Genomic DNA, 15080 nt, shown 5'->3' on the forward strand with positions numbered 1-15080 from the left:
CCGCATTTCGTGCAGTACCATGCGCCCTCGATGCCGGAGGCGATCCTCGTCGCGGACGACGAGCCGGGCGTGCGCGAGAGTCTCGCCGAGATCCTGCGCGACGCGGGCTATGCGGTCACCACCGCTGCGGACGGCGCCGCGGCGCTGAAGGCGCTCGACGAGAACGACTTCGCGGTCGTCATCACCGATCTCCGGATGCCGGGCGCCGACGGGCTCGACGTCTTGAAGCGCGCCAGGGAGATCTCCCCGCAGACGATGGCGCTCGTCATGACCGCGCACGGGAGTGTCGAGACCGCGGTGGAGGCGCTGCGGGCCGGCGCCGCCGACTACGTGCTCAAGCCGGTCGTCTTCGACGACGTGCTCGCGAAGGTCGCTCGTCTTCTCGAGCACCGCGAGACCGTCTGGCTGATGCAGACGCTGCGGCGCGAGGTCGACGCGCGCTTCGACGTCCAGGGCCTGGTTGGTACGAGCCCCGGGATGCGGGAAGTGCTCGAGCTCATCAAGAAGGTGGGCCCGACGCATACCACCGTCCTCATCACCGGCGAGAGCGGCACGGGGAAGGAGGTGGTCGCGCGCGCCATCCATCAGGCGAGCGAGCAGGCGCTGCGGATCTTCCTGCCCGTCAACTGCGCCGCGATTCCCGAGAGCCTGCTCGAGAGCCAGCTATTCGGGCACGTGCGGGGCGCCTTCACGGGCGCCGTGACGTCGCAGGAGGGACTCTTCAGCCGCGCCCGGGGCGGCACCATCTTCCTCGACGAGATCGGCGACATGCCCTTCGGACTCCAGTCGAAGCTGCTGCGTGCCATCGAATCGAAGGAGATCCTGCCCGTGGGCAGCACGCAGCCGGTCACGGTGGACGTGCGCATCATCGCCGCCAGCAACCGCGACCTGCGCAGGATGGTCGAGGAGGGAACGTTCCGGGAAGACCTGTACTACCGGTTGAACGTGGTGAACATCGAGCTGCCACCGCTGCGCGACCGGCGTGAGGACATCCCGAGCCTGATCGACTACCTCGTGCGCCGCCACAACCGCGAGATGAAGCGTGCCTACAAGGGCGTCGACAACGCGACGCGCAAGCTCCTCGTCGCCCAGCCGTGGAAAGGCAACGTGCGCGAGCTCGACAACGTCATCGAGCACGCGATGATCCTCGGCAACGACGAATGGATCACGATGGCGGACCTCCCGCGCTCGCTTCGCGACACGGACCAGCCCCTGCCGGCCGTCGGCGACGAGCTGCGGGAGGCGCTGCGCTCCTACGAGCGGATCCACATCGAGACGGTGCTACGACGTGCGGACCACGACAAGCGCAAGGCGGCCGACCTGCTCGGGGTGTCGCTGTCGTCGCTGTACCGGAAGCTGAATGAGCTCGGGATCGACCTCGAATAGCACGCCGCAGCTCGTCCGATTGCTCCGGGAGCTGACCGGTCTCGACGAGTCCCACCGCGCCGAGCGGCTCGCCTTCTTCGAGATCGGCGAAGACGACGAGCGCGTCCTCCGCGGCTATCAGCCCCTCGCCCAGGCGACCGTCGACCGCATCGTGGCCGAGTTCTACACGCACCTGCTGCGGTTTCCTGAGCTCGCCGAGCTCCTGCACGCGGAGGCCGGGCGGATCGAGAAGCTGCAGTCGCTTCAGCGCGAGTACTTCCTGTCGCTCGCCGACGGGCGGTTCGATGGCGACTACTTCGAGAGCCGCCTTCGGGTCGGTGACGCGCATCAGCGGATCGGGCTGCGTCCGGCATGGTACATCGGCGCATTCGCCCTCTACCTGCGGCTCGCGCTGCGCGCCCTGGTCGAGCAGACCGGGGACGGGGCGCGCATCCTCCCGACCCTCGAGGCCCTCATCAAGGCGACCTTCCTCGACATATCGCTCGCGATCAGCACCTACATCTACGGAGGCTTCGTCGACCGCGACGTCGCCTCCGAGCTCGAGCGCGCCGCGCGCATCGCGGAGGACGCCCTCGACGTCCGCCAGGAGGTCGAGCGCCTGAAGGACGACCTCACCAACATGGTCGTCCACGACCTCAAGAACCCCGTCAGCGGCATCGCCATGATGGTCCAGCTCGCGCTTCGCAAAGATGCAGATCTTCCCGAGGTGCACCGCGGCCACCTCCGACAGATCGACCGTACCTGCCGGGAGATGATGCGTCTCATCCAGAACCTCCTCGAGATCGGGAAGATGGAGGAGGGCAAGATGCCCGTGGTGCGCGAGCTCGTCGTCCTGGCCGAGGTGGCCGACGAGGTGGCCACCGAGTACCGTCCGGTGGCCGAGCAGGCGGGTCGCAAGCTCCGCATCGCCGTCGCGACCGACCTGCCGCCGGTGATCGGCGATCGGGTCCTCCTGAAGCGCGTGCTCGTGAACCTGGTAGTGAACGCGCTTCGCCACAGCGGCAGCACCGAGGTCGTGGTGGGCGGTCGATCGCTCGGTGCCGAGGTCGCCCTCGACGTGACCGACTACGGACACGGCATCCCAGAGGACGAGCGCGAGCGCATCTTCGAGAAGTTCCGCTCGGTGCGCCGCTCGCCGAGCGAGGACCCGGCCGGCGACACGGGACTGGGCCTCCCCTTCTGCAGGCTCGCGGTCGAGCGCATGGGGGGGCGGATCGAGCTCGCGAGCGTCGGTCCGCCGAGCACCGTCTTCACGGTCACGCTGCCCGCGGGGGAGTAGCGATCGCCGGCTACGACGCGCGGTCGGGATCGTCGAGCAGACGCAGGAGATCGCCGCGGCCGATCATGCCGAGCAGGCATCGATCCACGGCGACCGGCACGCTGTTGTAGCCGTGCTCGAGGAGCACCCTCGCGACCGCGCCCGGCGACGCGTCCGGTGGCACGGTGACCGGGTCGTGGCTCATCGCCGTGCGGACCGTCGTCCACTCCCAATGCCCGCGGTGCAGCTCCAGGTCGGTGCGCGTGATGATGCCGACCAGCCTGCCGCCGTCCACCACCGGAAGCTCGCGCGTGCCGAGCGATTCCATCTGCGCGGCGGCGTGTGCCAGGCTCTCGTCCGGATGTGACACGCCACGACGCGGGCGCATGAGATCCCGCACCAGCAACGCCTGCCAGCGCGAGCCGTCCCCCTCGAACGCCTGGCAGGCCTGGCGCACCGCGCTGCCGAGCGCGAGCACGACCTCCGCGCCGGCGGGCCCGAAGACCGCTCCCTCGATCCGGTCGAAGGTGCGGTGCATGCGAGCGTCCGCGGCGGGCGAGAGCGCCCGCCCGAGCTCCTGCACGACGCCTGCGCCCTCGAACGCGATGTGTCGGCGCTTGCATACCACGTAGGCCGCCATCACTCGCGGTAGCTCCGGAGCGACCGCCCGCGCCGCCCCGAGCGGGCGGAGGGCCCGAAGGAGCCTCCGGCCTTCCTCGTGCTCGGTTTCAATGGTTCGCAGCAGGTCGGCATGCAGCCGGCCATGCGATCGCAGGAACGGGAGGACCACCTCCTCTTCCTTGGCCTGGTGGAAGCGCTCCACGTAGGCGGTGAAGAACTCGATCGCGCCGTGGAAGGGCAGCATCGGGAGCTCCGTAGCGCCCCCCTCGGCGAGTCGGGTCAGGCCTGCCACGGCGCGCAGCACGTCGTCGATGACCGCGTGCTCACGCCGCAGACACTCGTCGCTCCACATGGCCCCGGGCGGAGCAGAGACCATGCCATCTACGGGATTGGCCGGTCGCTCGACGCATTCTCATCTGCGGGACGATCCAGAGGTATTCCTGGGCGCTGGCGGGAACGCGGGCTCGATCCCCCGTCCGGCCGGCGTGGCAATTGCCTTGCAGTCCGACGCATGGAGCTGGAGCAGCTGCTCGACCGCTGCCACGGCCTGGAACGCCGGGCGGCGGCGCTCTACCGGAGCTTCGGCGCGGCGACCCGGGACGATCCGAAGCTGTGCGCCCTCTGGACCGAGCTAGCCCGCCAGGAGGAGGAGCACGCGGAGTCGATCGAGCGGGCGAGGACGCATCTGCGCATGCAGGGCATGTCGCGCACGGCACTCGACGGGTGGGAGGCGACGCTGGCCGAGGTCGAGGAACGCCTCGCCGCCGGCGAGCGGCTCGGCGGCTCGGCAACCCCTGCCCGGCAGCTCGCCGCCGCCCTCGACGTCGAGATGACCGAGCTCGACGCCTTGCGCGGGGTGGCGCTCGTAGCGGCCAACGAGCCCGCGCCGACCGAGCAGGAGGATCATGCCGAACGGCTCGCCCGCGTTGCCGAAAGCCTGAGCCAGGATCCGCAGGTCCGCCTGCAGGCGGCGTTGGTGCGGGCTCGCGCTCGCCTGGGACGAGCGTAGGGGTTCGCGACATGGCGACGATGCGCGCGACCGTCTTTCGGGGTCCCAACGACATCCGGGTGCAGGAGGTGGAACGACCGCACGCCGGCGCCGGCGAGGCCGTGATCCGGATCACGCTCACGACCATCTGCGGCACCGACCTCCACATCGTCCGCGGCGAGTACCCGGTTCGTCCGGGTTTGGTCATCGGACACGAGCCGGTGGGGGTCGTCGAAGAGCTCGGAGCCGGTGTCACCGGGTATGCGATCGGTGACCGCGTGCTGGTCGGGGCGATCACGCCCTGCGGGCAGTGCAACGCGTGCCTCTCGGGCCATCTCTCGCAGTGCGGCCACGGCGACGACACCGAGGCGATCGGCGGCTGGCGCTTCGGCAACACGATCAACGGCGCCCAGGCCGAGTACCTGCTCGTCCCTGCCGCCCAGGCGAACCTGGCCAGGATCCCTGCCCGCCTGACCGACGACCACGTGGTCCTGTGTGCCGACATCGCGTCGACCGGCCTCGGCGGCGCCGAATCAGCCGGCATCCGCATCGGCGACGCCGTCGTCGTGCTCGCGCAGGGTCCCATCGGCCTGTGCGCCACCGCGGGCGCGAAGCTCATGGGGGCCGCCTTCGTGATCGGCGTCGACGGTGACGAGGCACGGCTCGCGATGGCACGCCGCATGGGCGCCGACGTGGTGCTCGACCACCGGGCCGTCGACGTGGTGGCCGAGGTGAAGCGGCTGACGGGCGGCGGCGCGGACGTGTCGATCGAGGCGCTCGGCGCGCAGCAGACCTTCGAGACCGCCCTCCGCTGCCTGCGGCCGGGCGGGACGGTCTCGAGCCTCGGCGTCTATTCCGGCAAGCTCGAGCTGCCCTACGACGCGTTCGCGGCCGGCATCGGCGATCATCGCCTCGTCACGACCCTGTGCCCCGGGGGGAAGGACCGCATGCGACGTCTGATGGCGCTGGTCGAGCACGGTCGCCTCGATCTGACGCCGCTGCTCACGCACCAGGTCTCGCTCGATCGGATCGTCGAGGGCTACGAGCTCTTCGGCGAGCGGCGCGACGGCGTGCTGAAGGTCGCCGTGAAGCCGTGAGCCGTCCGATCAGCGCGCGAGGTGGACCAGCACTCCGGCCCAGGCTGCCACCACCGCGGCGACCAGGCCGGGCACGACCTCCCACGCGAAGCGTGAACCGCCCGCGGTGGTCGCGAGGACGATCTTCGTGACGGTGTTGGTGCTGAGCCCCGCAAGGATGGGCAGGACGGTGCCCGCCGCGTCGAGCCGCCCGACGTTCGCGAGCGATGCGACGGAGATCGCAGCCGCGTGCGTGTCGGCGAACCCTGCCGCGGCGGCGGCCGCCAGCACGCCGCGCTCTCCGAGCGCATCGTCGAGCGCGGCCGCGACCACGAGGACGATCGAGATCGTCGCCGTGAAGGCGAGCGCCGTCCGCAGCTCGAAGGCGCGTCCCGGCTTGCCGCGGTCGCCGGCGACGGGATGCGATCCGCGCACCGCGAACACGGCTCCGTAGGCGGCGGCGACCAGGCCGCCGAACGCGAGGGGCCACGCCATCGCCTGCAGCACGGCGGTCGACGCCGCCCACAGGATGAGGACCATCTGCACGAACGTGGCGAGGGTCGAGAGGACCGCGCCGGACACGGCGGCGCGGGTGAGCGCCGGATGCTTGCGCGCCCGGGCGCCCAGGGTCGCGATCGTCGCGGAGCTCGAGACGAACCCCGACGCGAACCCCGCCACGGGGAGGCCGAAGCGCGCGCCCAGGGCGCGCACGGCGATGTGTCCCGCGCCCTGGATGCCGAGCACGAGGACGACCAGGCGCCAGAGGGTGCGGGGGTTCAGGACGGCGTACGGGCCGAGCGCGCGATCGGGCGTCAGCGGGAGGACGATCAGAGCGGCGGCGGCGAACAGGAGGAGGTCGTGCAGCTCCTGTTCGGTGAGCGCGCCCCGGATGAAGCGGTGCAGCCGCTGTCGCGAGGCGAGCACGATGGCCACGGCCACCCCGCCGCCCGAGGCGAGCGCCGGCTGCCGCATGGCGAGCGCCCCCAAGAGCAGCGTGGTCAGCAGCGCCATCTCGGTCGTGAGACCCGGGTCCGACGCCGCCGTCCGCCGGTACGCGAGCGCCGCCAGCAGCGCCAGGAAGAACGCCGCCGCGGCGAGCACGGCCTCGCCGCCGACGCCCAGGCTGAGCGCGCCCGCCGCCCCGGCGAGGGCGAAGGTGCGGACGCCGGCCGCACCGCGCGATGGTCCGGTTCCCTTGCGGCGCTCGCGTTCGAGCCCGATGAGGAGCCCGACGCCGAGCGCGACGGCGAGCCGGACGGCCGGTGAGTCGGGGCCGAGCATGTCCATCACGCAAGCGTCACCGTCTCGCCGTCCTGCGCGACTCGCGCGTTCCAGCGGAGCCGCGCACGCAAGAGGGCCGCGAGCGAGTCGGAGGCCTGCGGCTCGCCGTGCACGACGAGGACTTCTCTTGGTGCGCGTTCGAATCCACCCAGCCAGCGCAGGATCTCGTCGCGATCGGCGTGCGCCGAGAAGCCGTCGAGCGTGACGATCGTGGCCCGCACCGGGACGCTCGTGCCGTGGATCCGGACCTCGCGCGCGCCGTCGTGCAAGGCACGCCCGCGGGTGCCGGCCGCCTGGAACCCCGGCAGCAGAACGGTGGTACGTTCGTCGGGAAGACGTGCCTTCAGATGATGGATCACGCGCCCGCCGGTCGCCATGCCGCTCGCCGAGATGATGATGAACGGGCCCTCGCGCGCGTTGAGCGCCTTCGATTCCTCCGCCGTCCGGACGAGGTGATACTCCCGGCACCGGAGCGGAGAATGCGTCGCGTCGGCCAGGAGCTTCATGTCGAGGTCGTGATCCTCGGGATGCCGGCAGTAGATCTCCGTCACGTTGATCGCCATCGGGCTGTCGACGAAGACCGGCAACGACGGAACCGTACCGGCTTCTTCGAGCCGGCGCAGCGTCCAGATGAGCTCCTGCGTCCGCCCGACGGCGAAGGCCGGGATGATGAGCGCGCCGCCGCGCGCGGCCGCCTCGCGGACGACGCGGGCCAGCGCCCCTTCGGGATCGGGCGTGTGCACGCGATCGCCGTAGGTCGATTCGACGAGGAGCACGTCGGCGTCCTTCACCAGCTCGGGGTCGCGAATGATGGGACGGTTCCAGCGGCCGAGGTCGCCCGAGAAGACCAGGCGGCGCCGCGGGGGTCGCTCGAGATCCAGCGTCACGGTCGCGGCGCCGAGGATGTGCCCCGCGCGATGGTACACGGCGCTCATCGCGTCGATGACGCGAAACGGCTGCCCGTACGCGTGCATTTGGAGCAGCCCGAGCGCCGCCTTCGCGTCGTCGGTCGTGTAGAGCGGCAGCGCCGGCGTGTGCTTCGAGTAGCCGTAGCGGTTGGCGATCTCCGCCTCCTCCTCCTGCAGGTGGGCAGCGTCGAGGAGGATCACCTCGACCAGATCCTTGGTGCCCGGCGTGCAATGGATCGGCCCCTTGAACCCGGCTCGCACGAGGAGCGGCAGGGCGCCGCAGTGATCCAAGTGCGCGTGGCTGAGGACGACGGCGCGAAGGCGCGCGGCATCGAACGGGTGCGGCTGCCAGTTGCGCAGGCGCAGGGCCTTCAACCCCTGGAAGAGGCCACAATCGAGGAGCACGCTGCCCTCGTCGATCGTCACCAGATGCTTCGACCCGGTGACCGTACCGGCCGCACCGAGGAAGCGGATCGTGCGCGCGCGGGCCATGCGTCGTCATGTGACCACGACGGCGGTCACCGACGCAAAGATGGCCGGCTCAGCGCCGGCGCGCGGCACGGCGGCGGATCGGGGTGGGACGCATGCGACCCGCGCGCCGTGCGACGTCCGGCCGAAGCGTGAGCACCGGGATCGGGCTGTGTCGCACCACCCGTTCCGCCACGCTCCCCATCACCAGGTGGGACAGGCCGGTGCGTCCCACCGTGGACATGACGATGGCATCCATGCCGCGAGTCTCGTCCAAAATGCGGCGATGCGGATCGCCCGCGACGACCTCGATCCGGATCTTCGGCCCTCTTCGCCCGCCGACACGACGTACGACGCGCTCGAGATGCTTCCTGGCGCTCGCGACGAGATCGCCGAGCGGAATGTAGAAACCGCCTGCCGCGCTCATGTCCGCGATCGGGACGATCGGAACGACCACGTGCAGGACCAGCAGCTTCCCCGACGGCCCGGCGAGGCCGGCAGCCACCTTCAGCGCCCGGTCGGCGTGGGTCGAGAGATCGTGGGGCACCAGAAGTCGGCGAAGTCTCATGATTCGAAGTCGTGCAGCGATCGTGCCAGGCGATCTCGGGGACCAGGCCTGTGGCCTTTCCCATCCCCGGGACTATCCCCAGTCCCGGTTGCCGGCAATGGGAGGCCGCCATCGACTTTCGAAGGCGCCAGCTATGGCACGCGCGCTGCTTTCGAGGACGCGGCTATGTCGTCAGCGAAGACAAAAGGACTCATCCGGAGCCTCAATCGCAGCCAGTCCTCGACCGGGAAGGCGCGGGCCGCCGAGCGGAGCGGCGGGCGGCTCCGCGAGCCGGCGGCGTGCGAGCGCTGCGGCGCCGTCTTCACGCGCCGCGTGTGGCGCCGGGGCTCGGTCGGCTCCGCGCTGCTCGATCGCGTGCGGTGGGTCGTCTGTCCCGCGTGCAGGCTGGCCCGCGAGGGGCAGTACTTCGGGCGCGTGCTGATCCGTGGGCCGATGTCGCCGACGCAGGAGGCGCTCGTTCGCGCCCGCATCCACAACGTGGCCGCCCGCGCCATGCGTACCCAGCCCGAGCGCCGCGTGGTCTCGGTCGAGCGTGACCGCGACGGGCTGGAGGTTCTCACCACGTCCCAGAAGCTGGCACATCGCATCGTGCGCGAGCTGCAGAAGCTGCGCGGTGGCCGCGCCACCTACGCCTGGTCCGACGACAACAGCCTCTTCGCCACCTGGGCGCCGCGCCGCACGGCCGCCAATTCGACCGAGTGAAAGGAGATCCGAGCATGAAGCCCGAACGGGTCGAACAACTGATGAGCCGCAACGTCGCCACGTGTCGCGAGCACGATTCGCTCAACGTCCCGGCCCAGATCATGTGGGAGCGCGATTGCGGCATCGTGCCGGTGACGGTTCCGGAAGAGGCCGGCGAGCGCGTCGTTGGCGTCGTGACCGATCGCGATGCGTGCATGGGCGCGTACACACAGGGGCGCCCACTGACGGAGGTGCCGGTCTCGATCGCCATGAGCCGGGTCGTGCACACCTGCACTCCGGACCAGTCCGTAAAGGACGCGCTGAAGCAGATGGCGGCGGCGCGGGTGCGCCGGCTTCCGGTGGTCGACGACGCGGGTCATCTCGTGGGGCTGCTCTCGCTCTCCGACGTGATGCGCGAGGAGGCGCGCTCCCAGAAGGTGGTGTCGTCCGACGAGTTCGCGAAGACGGTCGGCACGATCGCCTCGCCGCGGGCGCACCAGGTGATGGTGGCGGCCTAGGCGACGCGAATGAACATGCGGTAGTGGGTCGGCGTCGCGAACCCCATCCGCCGATACACGGGCGCGCCCATCGGCGACGCCTGGAGATTGAGCAGCGGTACGCCGCGCCGGAATCCTTCGTCGACCACGCGCCGGGTGAGCGCGGTGCCGTAGCCGCGGCCGAACGCGCCGGGCCGCGTTCCCACCCAGCCGACGCCGCCGATGCCGTGCGAGAGGTAGAGGGTCGCGCCCGACACCGGGCTGCCGTCCACGAACCCGAGGTAGGCTTGCGTCGTCTCGCTCGCCACCGACTCGAGACGTGCGAAGTAGGACCGCGTCGACTCTTCGGGTGAGCCGTAGGTCGCGTAGGCTTCTGCCATCACCTCCGCGTAGGCCGCGCGACTCGCGTCGTCGACGACGGGACGCACGTCGAGCTCGTCGGGTGCTGGGCCCGGCCGGCACTCTCCGGGACGCACGACCATGCCGGGCGTGGAGGCGATCTCGTGATAGCCGCCCGCCACGAGCGCCGCCTCGAGGGCGACGTCGGCGTGCGCGCGCGTGTGGATCGAGAACGGCAGCGCGGTGCCGTAGACGCGCTCGGTCTCGCAGCGGATCGTGTCGACGTCGGTCGGTCCCGCGACGATCGCCATGTTGGTCACGACCGTGCCGAGCGGCGCGCCGACCATGACGAGCCCACCGCGCTCGACGACGAAGCCGCCCGGCGTCCAGCGCGCCATCTCGCGATACATCTCCTGCATGTTGCGGTCCATGAGGAGCAGCAGGTTGTCCCGGTCCACGACGCGGCCGTCTCACGCGACCGGCCGCGAGTCAAGATCTCACGCCTTCGTGGACGTGCGACCGAGACGCCGCATCGCGCGCGGGGTCGCGACCCACTCGAGCACGGCGGCGCGCGGAGCGGGGGCGCGCAGGGCGATGGCGATGCAGCCGCCCTTCTTCAGCTCGATGCGCACCCCGTCGGCCGATCCGGTGAGGAGGAGGGAGGCCGCCGACGAGAGGCTCGGCTCGTGCCCGACCAGCATGACGCGTTCGCGCCGCATCGTGCGCAGGGCCCGCACGATGTCGATGGCCGACGTGTCCGGTGCGAGTGCGTCGAGCTCCTGCGGCTTGAGGCCCCGGGGCATCACCGCGGCGACGATCGCCGCCGTCTCGGCGGCACGCGGATACGGGCTCGTGTAGAGTGCGTCCAGACGCGCCACGAGCCGGCGCAGGCCGATCGCCGCGCGCCGCATGCGGAGCTGGCCGCGCGGGGTCAGGTGCCGGTCGCGGTCGGTCCCACCCGGCGCGGCGTTCTCGGCGATCCCGTGGCGCAGGAGGTAGAGCTTCATGCGGCGTGCCGGAACTCGGTCGGGGCGCCGAGCTCGCGGAGCACGGCCGCGACGAGCTTGCGGCGCGTGACGCGATCGCGGGCCGCGGGGACACGCCGCGCGAGCCGCCGCGCGCGGCGCCGCAGGATCTCGCACAGCGCGCCGATGGCGAGCAGGGTCTCGGGCTCGCCGGCGAACGCGCCCGCCTCGGCGCGCAGCCAGACCCGCTGGCTGACGGCGTCGCGCTGCTCGCCCAGCAGCTCCTGGAGCTCGGTCAGGCGCTTGGTGAGCGTCTGCATCTTCGCACCGCCGAGCCCGTCGAGCGAGCCGAGCGCATAGCGCAGCCGTTTCGCCCGCACGCGGAGCACATGCAGCTCCTCGGCCGACGCGTCTTCTTCGAGGCCGCGTCCCGCGCGGCGCACCGAGCGGATGAGCGGACGAATGAGCGCCGGCGCCGCCGTGCGACAGGGGGTGCCGGCGCCCTTCGGCGTCGCGGATCCCGCGAGAGCCGTGAGGCGCCCCACGAGCCGCCGCATGCGAGGCGCGTCGAGCGCGTCGACGAGGATCGCATGGGCGGCGGCGCGCTGCTCGCGCACGTGTCGCATGAGCACGGTCGCCGGCGCGCCGTCGGCCATGAGCCGCCGCCCCTGCTTCGCGACCGCCGCGGCGAGCACGTCGAGATCGCGCACGGGGCCGGTCGTGTGCCCGAGCCACGCCAGCTCCTCGCTCGCGTACTTGGCCGCGCGGCGCGGCAGCGCGGACTCGAAGAGCGCGAGCGCCGCCCGCAGCCGTCGCGTCGCGACCCGGAGCTGGTGCACCCCTTCGACGCGCCCGGCACGTGCGGCGGCCGTCTGGCGTTGCAGCGCCTGGAGATAGTAGGCGATCGCGTCGCGCGCGACGGCGCCGACCGGATCGTCACCCGATACGCGGGGGCGCTTCGCGGCCCGTCGTCCACCCACGATCAGCCCCGTCGCGCGCGCCCGTCGCTCGCGCGCAGCGACGCCCGGGTCCGCCGGGCCTCGCGCTCGCGGCTGCGCTGGAGATACGACGAGATGTGGGTGCGCAGGTCGGTCTGGATCTCGTCGATCGAGCGGCGCGCGTCGACGTTCGTGAAGTGGTAGTGGCGGCCGAGCCGATTGTATTCCTCGATCAGCTGGGTCTGATAGCGCGTGAACGAATCGAAGATGTCGCTCCCGAGGGCCAGGTGCATTCCGGACTCCCAGTAGTCCATGCCCTTGCCCTCGAGCACGCGCGGAATCAGGTGCTCGACGTCGATCTCGAGATAGAGCACCAGGTCGGGAACGAGCGCCATGCCGAAGAGCTGCCGGGTCCACTCGGCGTCCATGCCCATGACCGCGTTGCGCGCGAAAACCGTGTACATGTAGCGATCGGCGATAACGATGAAGCCGGCCTTGAGGGCCGGAATGATCTGATGCTCGACGCGATCGGCGAAGTCGGCGGCGTAGAGCAGGCTCATCGTCGTCGTGGTGAGCTCGTGACCGGCCTTCGCCTCGTTGATGGTCTCGGAGAGCAGCGGCGAGCGCGTCCACCCGGTGTTGCTGACGGCGTAGCCCTCGAGCTCGAGCCACGGCGAGAGGCGTTCGATCTGGGTCGAGCGCCCGACGCTGTCGGTCCCCTCGATGACGATCAAGTGGCCCGGGAGCGAGCCCATCGTCATGTAGGGAAGGCCGTGGCCGAACCAGGACTTACCGGGCTTCGCGGCGCGGGCGGACATAGGGGGGTTGCTCCACGCGAGGGCCGTCATAGCTCTCGAGCATCTGTTCCACGTCGTTGCGGACGATCCTCTGCTGCGAGGGGATGTCGCCCGCGGCATCGAGCACGCGGAGGCGGAACTCCGCGGTCAGCTTGTCGTAGTTGTCGAGCACGCGGCTCTGGAAGAGGCGGAAGCTTTCGGTCGGATCGGCCGCCAGCCCGACGTCCATGCCGGCCTCGTGGTACTTGAGCTTCGTGCGCCCGGCGAGGAGCCGCTCGAGCGAGACCTCGATCGGGACGCGGAAATAGAAGGTGAGGTCCGGCCGTGGCGCAAAGCGATAGACGGCGCGCACCCAGTCGGGATGGACGCCTCGCGCGACGTCGCGCGCGAAGGCCGTGTACACGTAGCGATCGGCGAGCACGATCATGCCGGCCTTGAGCGGCGGCACGATCTGGTAGGTCAGGCGATCGGCGAAGTCGACCGCGTGCAGCAGGCTGAAGGTGGTGGGCGTGAGGAAGTCCTTCTTCTTGCCGCGCTTCATCGACCGGCGCACGAGCGGCGACGAGTTCCAGACCGTGAAGTGGACGCGATAGCCCTGCGCGATGAGCCAGCGCTCGAGGAGGAGGAGCTGTGTCGACTTGCCCGAACCGTCGATGCCCTCGACCGCGATCAGCCGTCCCGGATACGGGTGCGGCTTCGTGAGGACGATGCGACCCTTGCCGGTGGCGCTCAGGAAGCTCGACGTGCGGCGACGCGCTTCGAGGGAGACAGGGTGCGGAGCACGACCGGACGGTCGAGCAGGCGCGAGAGCAGGTCGAGTCGTCGTTCGGCGGCCCACAGCTCTAATTCCGCATTTTCCCCGCCTGCGTCGACCCCGATGTACAGACGGCCGCCCGCCCGGGAGACGTCCAGGCGTTTGACCACACCGAAATGGGTCCGGTCCAGTGCGTCAGCAACTCTTAACAGAGCGGCAAGTCCTCGCACAACCTTCCGTTTCGATCCGGGCAGCGCTTCGAGCTCCGGATCGGACACGCGCGGCACCTGCTTGCGGTGGCCGCGTGCGACGAGCGCGATCACGTCGATCTCTTCCGGCTCGAAGCCGAGCAGCTCGGAATTGCGGATGAGGTAGTACGAGTGCCGCTGATGGCGGTGATGATCGACCGCGTGCCCGATGTCGTGCAGGAGCGCCGCGTACTCCAGCAGCTCGCGGCTCGACGGCGACAGCCCGAGCGCGGGAGCCGTCGCGTCGAAGAGCGCGAGCGCGAGCCGCGCGACCTGGCGTCCGTGCATGTTGTCGCCGGCGTAGTGGTGCGCGAGCGCGGTGATCGATCGCCGGCGTCCGACCCGCACGCTGGCCGACGCGCCGTTCACGCGCGCGAGCTCGAGGAGCACCCCCTCGCGCAGCGCCCAGCTGCACACGCGCAGCTCCGAGACCCCCGAGCGCGACAGGATGAAGTCGAGTAGGACGGCCGCGGCTGGCATGAGATCGACGCGCTTCGTGTCCATGCCCGGCAGCTCCGCTCGCTTGTCGGCGGGGGCGGACACGATCTTGCGGCGGAGCTGGCGCAGCTCCTGTGGGGTGGCGTCGGCGCCGTGGAGCCGTCCGACGTCCTCGCCGCGGGCGGCCCGCGCCATGGCGACGAGGGTGTTGATCGTCCCCGACGTCCCGATCGCGCCGACGACGCCCCGGCGCCGGGCGCGATCGAGCAGGTCGCCGATGGTCCGCTCGAGATGGCGCTCGAGCTGGCGCACCTGGCGCCCGGTCGGCGGGTCGCTGGTGAGAAAGCGCTCGGAGAGCCGCGCGACACCCAGGGGAACGCTGCGCATCCAGAGGGGGCGCCCCTCCTCGGCGAGGGTCAGCTCGACGCTGCCGCCGCCGACGTCGATCAGGAGGTGCGGCCCCCCTTCGAGGCCCATCGCGTGGCGGACGGCCTTGAAGATGAGCCGTGCCTCGTCGAGCCCGGAGATGACGTCGATCGGGAGGCCCGTCTCCCGCCGCAGCCGGCGAATGAACATGGCCCCGTTGCGAGCCTCGCGCACCGCGCTGGTCGCGACCGCGCGCAGCCGGACGACGTGACGGGCGCGGGCGAGTCGGCCGAAGGTGGTCACCGCGCGGGCCGCGAGCTCGGTGGTCTCCTTGCCGAGGGCGCCGGTCGTGAAGGCCCGCTTGCCGAGGCGGACCATCTCCTTCACGCGATCGACGACCTGGATGCGGCCGTCCGGCGAGACGTCGGCCACCACCATGTGCACCGAGTTCGAGCCGAGGTCGATGGCGGCAAGCCGCACGCACGGATTCTACCGATCCGAAC

The 15080-nt window shown here is 71.0% G+C and carries 16 protein-coding genes; 6 read left to right on the forward strand and 10 right to left on the reverse strand.

All coding sequences use genetic code 11. The features are described 5' to 3' along the window. Positions 1-1386, forward strand: a 1386-nt coding sequence (locus VMS22_23220; protein HXJ36959.1) for a sigma-54 dependent transcriptional regulator, incomplete at its 5' end; no start/stop codon positions are given. Continuing rightward, positions 1361-2665, forward strand: a complete 1305-nt coding sequence (locus VMS22_23225; protein HXJ36960.1) for a protoglobin domain-containing protein — start codon at positions 1361-1363, stop codon at positions 2663-2665. The genes VMS22_23220 and VMS22_23225, both read left to right, overlap by 26 nt. 10 nt (positions 2666-2675) lie before the next feature. On the opposite strand, the gene VMS22_23230 is transcribed toward VMS22_23225, so the two are convergent. Then, on the reverse strand, positions 2676-3641 hold the full coding sequence (locus VMS22_23230; GenBank protein HXJ36961.1) for a CBS domain-containing protein: 966 nt from the start codon (positions 3639-3641) through the stop codon (positions 2676-2678). Positions 3642-3776: 135 nt separating this feature from the next. Here VMS22_23230 and VMS22_23235 point away from each other — a divergent pair, with 135 nt between their 5' ends. Beyond that, entirely contained in the window at positions 3777-4274 is a 498-nt protein-coding gene (locus tag VMS22_23235; protein HXJ36962.1) for a hypothetical protein, read from the forward strand. A 20-nt stretch (positions 4275-4294) separates the two neighbouring features. Beyond that, positions 4295-5350 (forward strand): alcohol dehydrogenase catalytic domain-containing protein, encoded by a 1056-nt coding sequence (locus VMS22_23240; GenBank protein ID HXJ36963.1) that lies wholly within the window; start codon positions 4295-4297, stop codon positions 5348-5350. Positions 5351-5359: 9 nt separating this feature from the next. Here the strand turns inward: VMS22_23240 and VMS22_23245 are convergent, their stop codons facing one another. The 3 genes from VMS22_23245 to VMS22_23255 are packed head-to-tail and all read right to left on the reverse strand — an operon-like array spanning position 5360 to position 8554. Next, positions 5360-6616 carry a DUF4010 domain-containing protein gene (locus VMS22_23245; protein ID HXJ36964.1) on the reverse strand — a complete coding sequence of 419 codons (1257 nt, stop codon included), beginning with the start codon at positions 6614-6616 and terminating at the stop codon, positions 5360-5362. Beyond that, positions 6616-8010, reverse strand: coding sequence for an MBL fold metallo-hydrolase (locus VMS22_23250; GenBank protein ID HXJ36965.1), 1395 nt, complete (start codon positions 8008-8010; stop codon positions 6616-6618). The genes VMS22_23245 and VMS22_23250 overlap by 1 nt, the downstream gene beginning before the upstream one ends. Before the next feature lie 49 nt (positions 8011-8059). Then, positions 8060-8554, reverse strand: coding sequence for a universal stress protein (locus tag VMS22_23255; protein ID HXJ36966.1), 495 nt, complete (start codon positions 8552-8554; stop codon positions 8060-8062). Between the two features lie 165 nt (positions 8555-8719). On the opposite strand from VMS22_23255, the gene VMS22_23260 reads away from it, so the two are divergent. Together VMS22_23260 and VMS22_23265 are read left to right on the forward strand one after the other, a co-directional pair. Continuing rightward, the gene (locus tag VMS22_23260) at positions 8720-9256 is read left to right on the forward strand and encodes an NMD3-related protein (protein ID HXJ36967.1); all 537 of its coding nucleotides are present in this window, start codon (positions 8720-8722) and stop codon (positions 9254-9256) included. Positions 9257-9270: 14 nt separating this feature from the next. After that, a complete protein-coding gene (locus VMS22_23265; protein HXJ36968.1) occupies positions 9271-9753 on the forward strand; it encodes a CBS domain-containing protein in 483 nt (160 codons plus the stop codon). Here VMS22_23265 and VMS22_23270 read toward each other — a convergent pair. Genes VMS22_23270 through VMS22_23295 form a run of 6 tightly spaced genes read right to left on the reverse strand, consistent with a single transcriptional unit; the run spans position 9750 to position 15057 of the window. Then, positions 9750-10529, reverse strand: a complete 780-nt coding sequence (locus tag VMS22_23270; GenBank protein ID HXJ36969.1) for a GNAT family N-acetyltransferase — start codon at positions 10527-10529, stop codon at positions 9750-9752. The genes VMS22_23265 and VMS22_23270 overlap by 4 nt on opposite strands. 39 nt (positions 10530-10568) lie before the next feature. Continuing rightward, the gene (gene sixA, locus VMS22_23275) at positions 10569-11078 is read right to left on the reverse strand and encodes a phosphohistidine phosphatase SixA (GenBank protein ID HXJ36970.1); all 510 of its coding nucleotides are present in this window, start codon (positions 11076-11078) and stop codon (positions 10569-10571) included. Continuing rightward, positions 11075-12016, reverse strand: coding sequence for a CHAD domain-containing protein (locus VMS22_23280; protein HXJ36971.1), 942 nt, complete (start codon positions 12014-12016; stop codon positions 11075-11077). The genes sixA and VMS22_23280 overlap by 4 nt, the downstream gene beginning before the upstream one ends. Before the next feature lie 2 nt (positions 12017-12018). Continuing rightward, complete coding sequence (gene tmk / locus VMS22_23285; protein ID HXJ36972.1) at positions 12019-12792, reverse strand: dTMP kinase; 774 nt, start codon at positions 12790-12792, stop codon at positions 12019-12021. Further along, entirely contained in the window at positions 12764-13609 is an 846-nt protein-coding gene (locus VMS22_23290; GenBank protein ID HXJ36973.1) for a thymidylate kinase, read from the reverse strand. The genes tmk and VMS22_23290 overlap by 29 nt, the downstream gene beginning before the upstream one ends. Further along, the gene (locus VMS22_23295; GenBank protein ID HXJ36974.1) at positions 13501-15057 is read right to left on the reverse strand and encodes a Ppx/GppA phosphatase family protein; all 1557 of its coding nucleotides are present in this window, start codon (positions 15055-15057) and stop codon (positions 13501-13503) included. Before VMS22_23295 ends, VMS22_23290 begins: the two co-directional genes overlap by 109 nt. Between the last annotated feature and the right edge of the window lie 23 nt (positions 15058-15080).

It is taken from the genome of Candidatus Eisenbacteria bacterium (genome assembly GCA_035577985.1).
Classification (GTDB): Bacteria; Desulfobacterota; Binatia; order DP-6; family DP-6; genus DATJZY01.

Coding starts and splice junctions, on each gene's coding strand:
- VMS22_23265 (HXJ36968.1), top strand. CDS start 9,271: ATGAAGCCCGAACGGGTCGAACAACTGATGAGCCGCAACGTCGCCACG.
- VMS22_23230 (HXJ36961.1), bottom strand. CDS start 3,641: ATGGTCTCTGCTCCGCCCGGGGCCATGTGGAGCGACGAGTGTCTGCGG.
- VMS22_23225 (HXJ36960.1), top strand. CDS start 1,361: ATGAGCTCGGGATCGACCTCGAATAGCACGCCGCAGCTCGTCCGATTG.
- sixA (HXJ36970.1), bottom strand. CDS start 11,078: ATGAAGCTCTACCTCCTGCGCCACGGGATCGCCGAGAACGCCGCGCCG.
- VMS22_23235 (HXJ36962.1), top strand. CDS start 3,777: ATGGAGCTGGAGCAGCTGCTCGACCGCTGCCACGGCCTGGAACGCCGG.
- tmk (HXJ36972.1), bottom strand. CDS start 12,792: ATGTCCGCCCGCGCCGCGAAGCCCGGTAAGTCCTGGTTCGGCCACGGC.
- VMS22_23260 (HXJ36967.1), top strand. CDS start 8,720: ATGTCGTCAGCGAAGACAAAAGGACTCATCCGGAGCCTCAATCGCAGC.
- VMS22_23240 (HXJ36963.1), top strand. CDS start 4,295: ATGCGCGCGACCGTCTTTCGGGGTCCCAACGACATCCGGGTGCAGGAG.
- VMS22_23255 (HXJ36966.1), bottom strand. CDS start 8,554: ATGAGACTTCGCCGACTTCTGGTGCCCCACGATCTCTCGACCCACGCC.
- VMS22_23250 (HXJ36965.1), bottom strand. CDS start 8,010: ATGGCCCGCGCGCGCACGATCCGCTTCCTCGGTGCGGCCGGTACGGTC.
- VMS22_23245 (HXJ36964.1), bottom strand. CDS start 6,616: ATGGACATGCTCGGCCCCGACTCACCGGCCGTCCGGCTCGCCGTCGCG.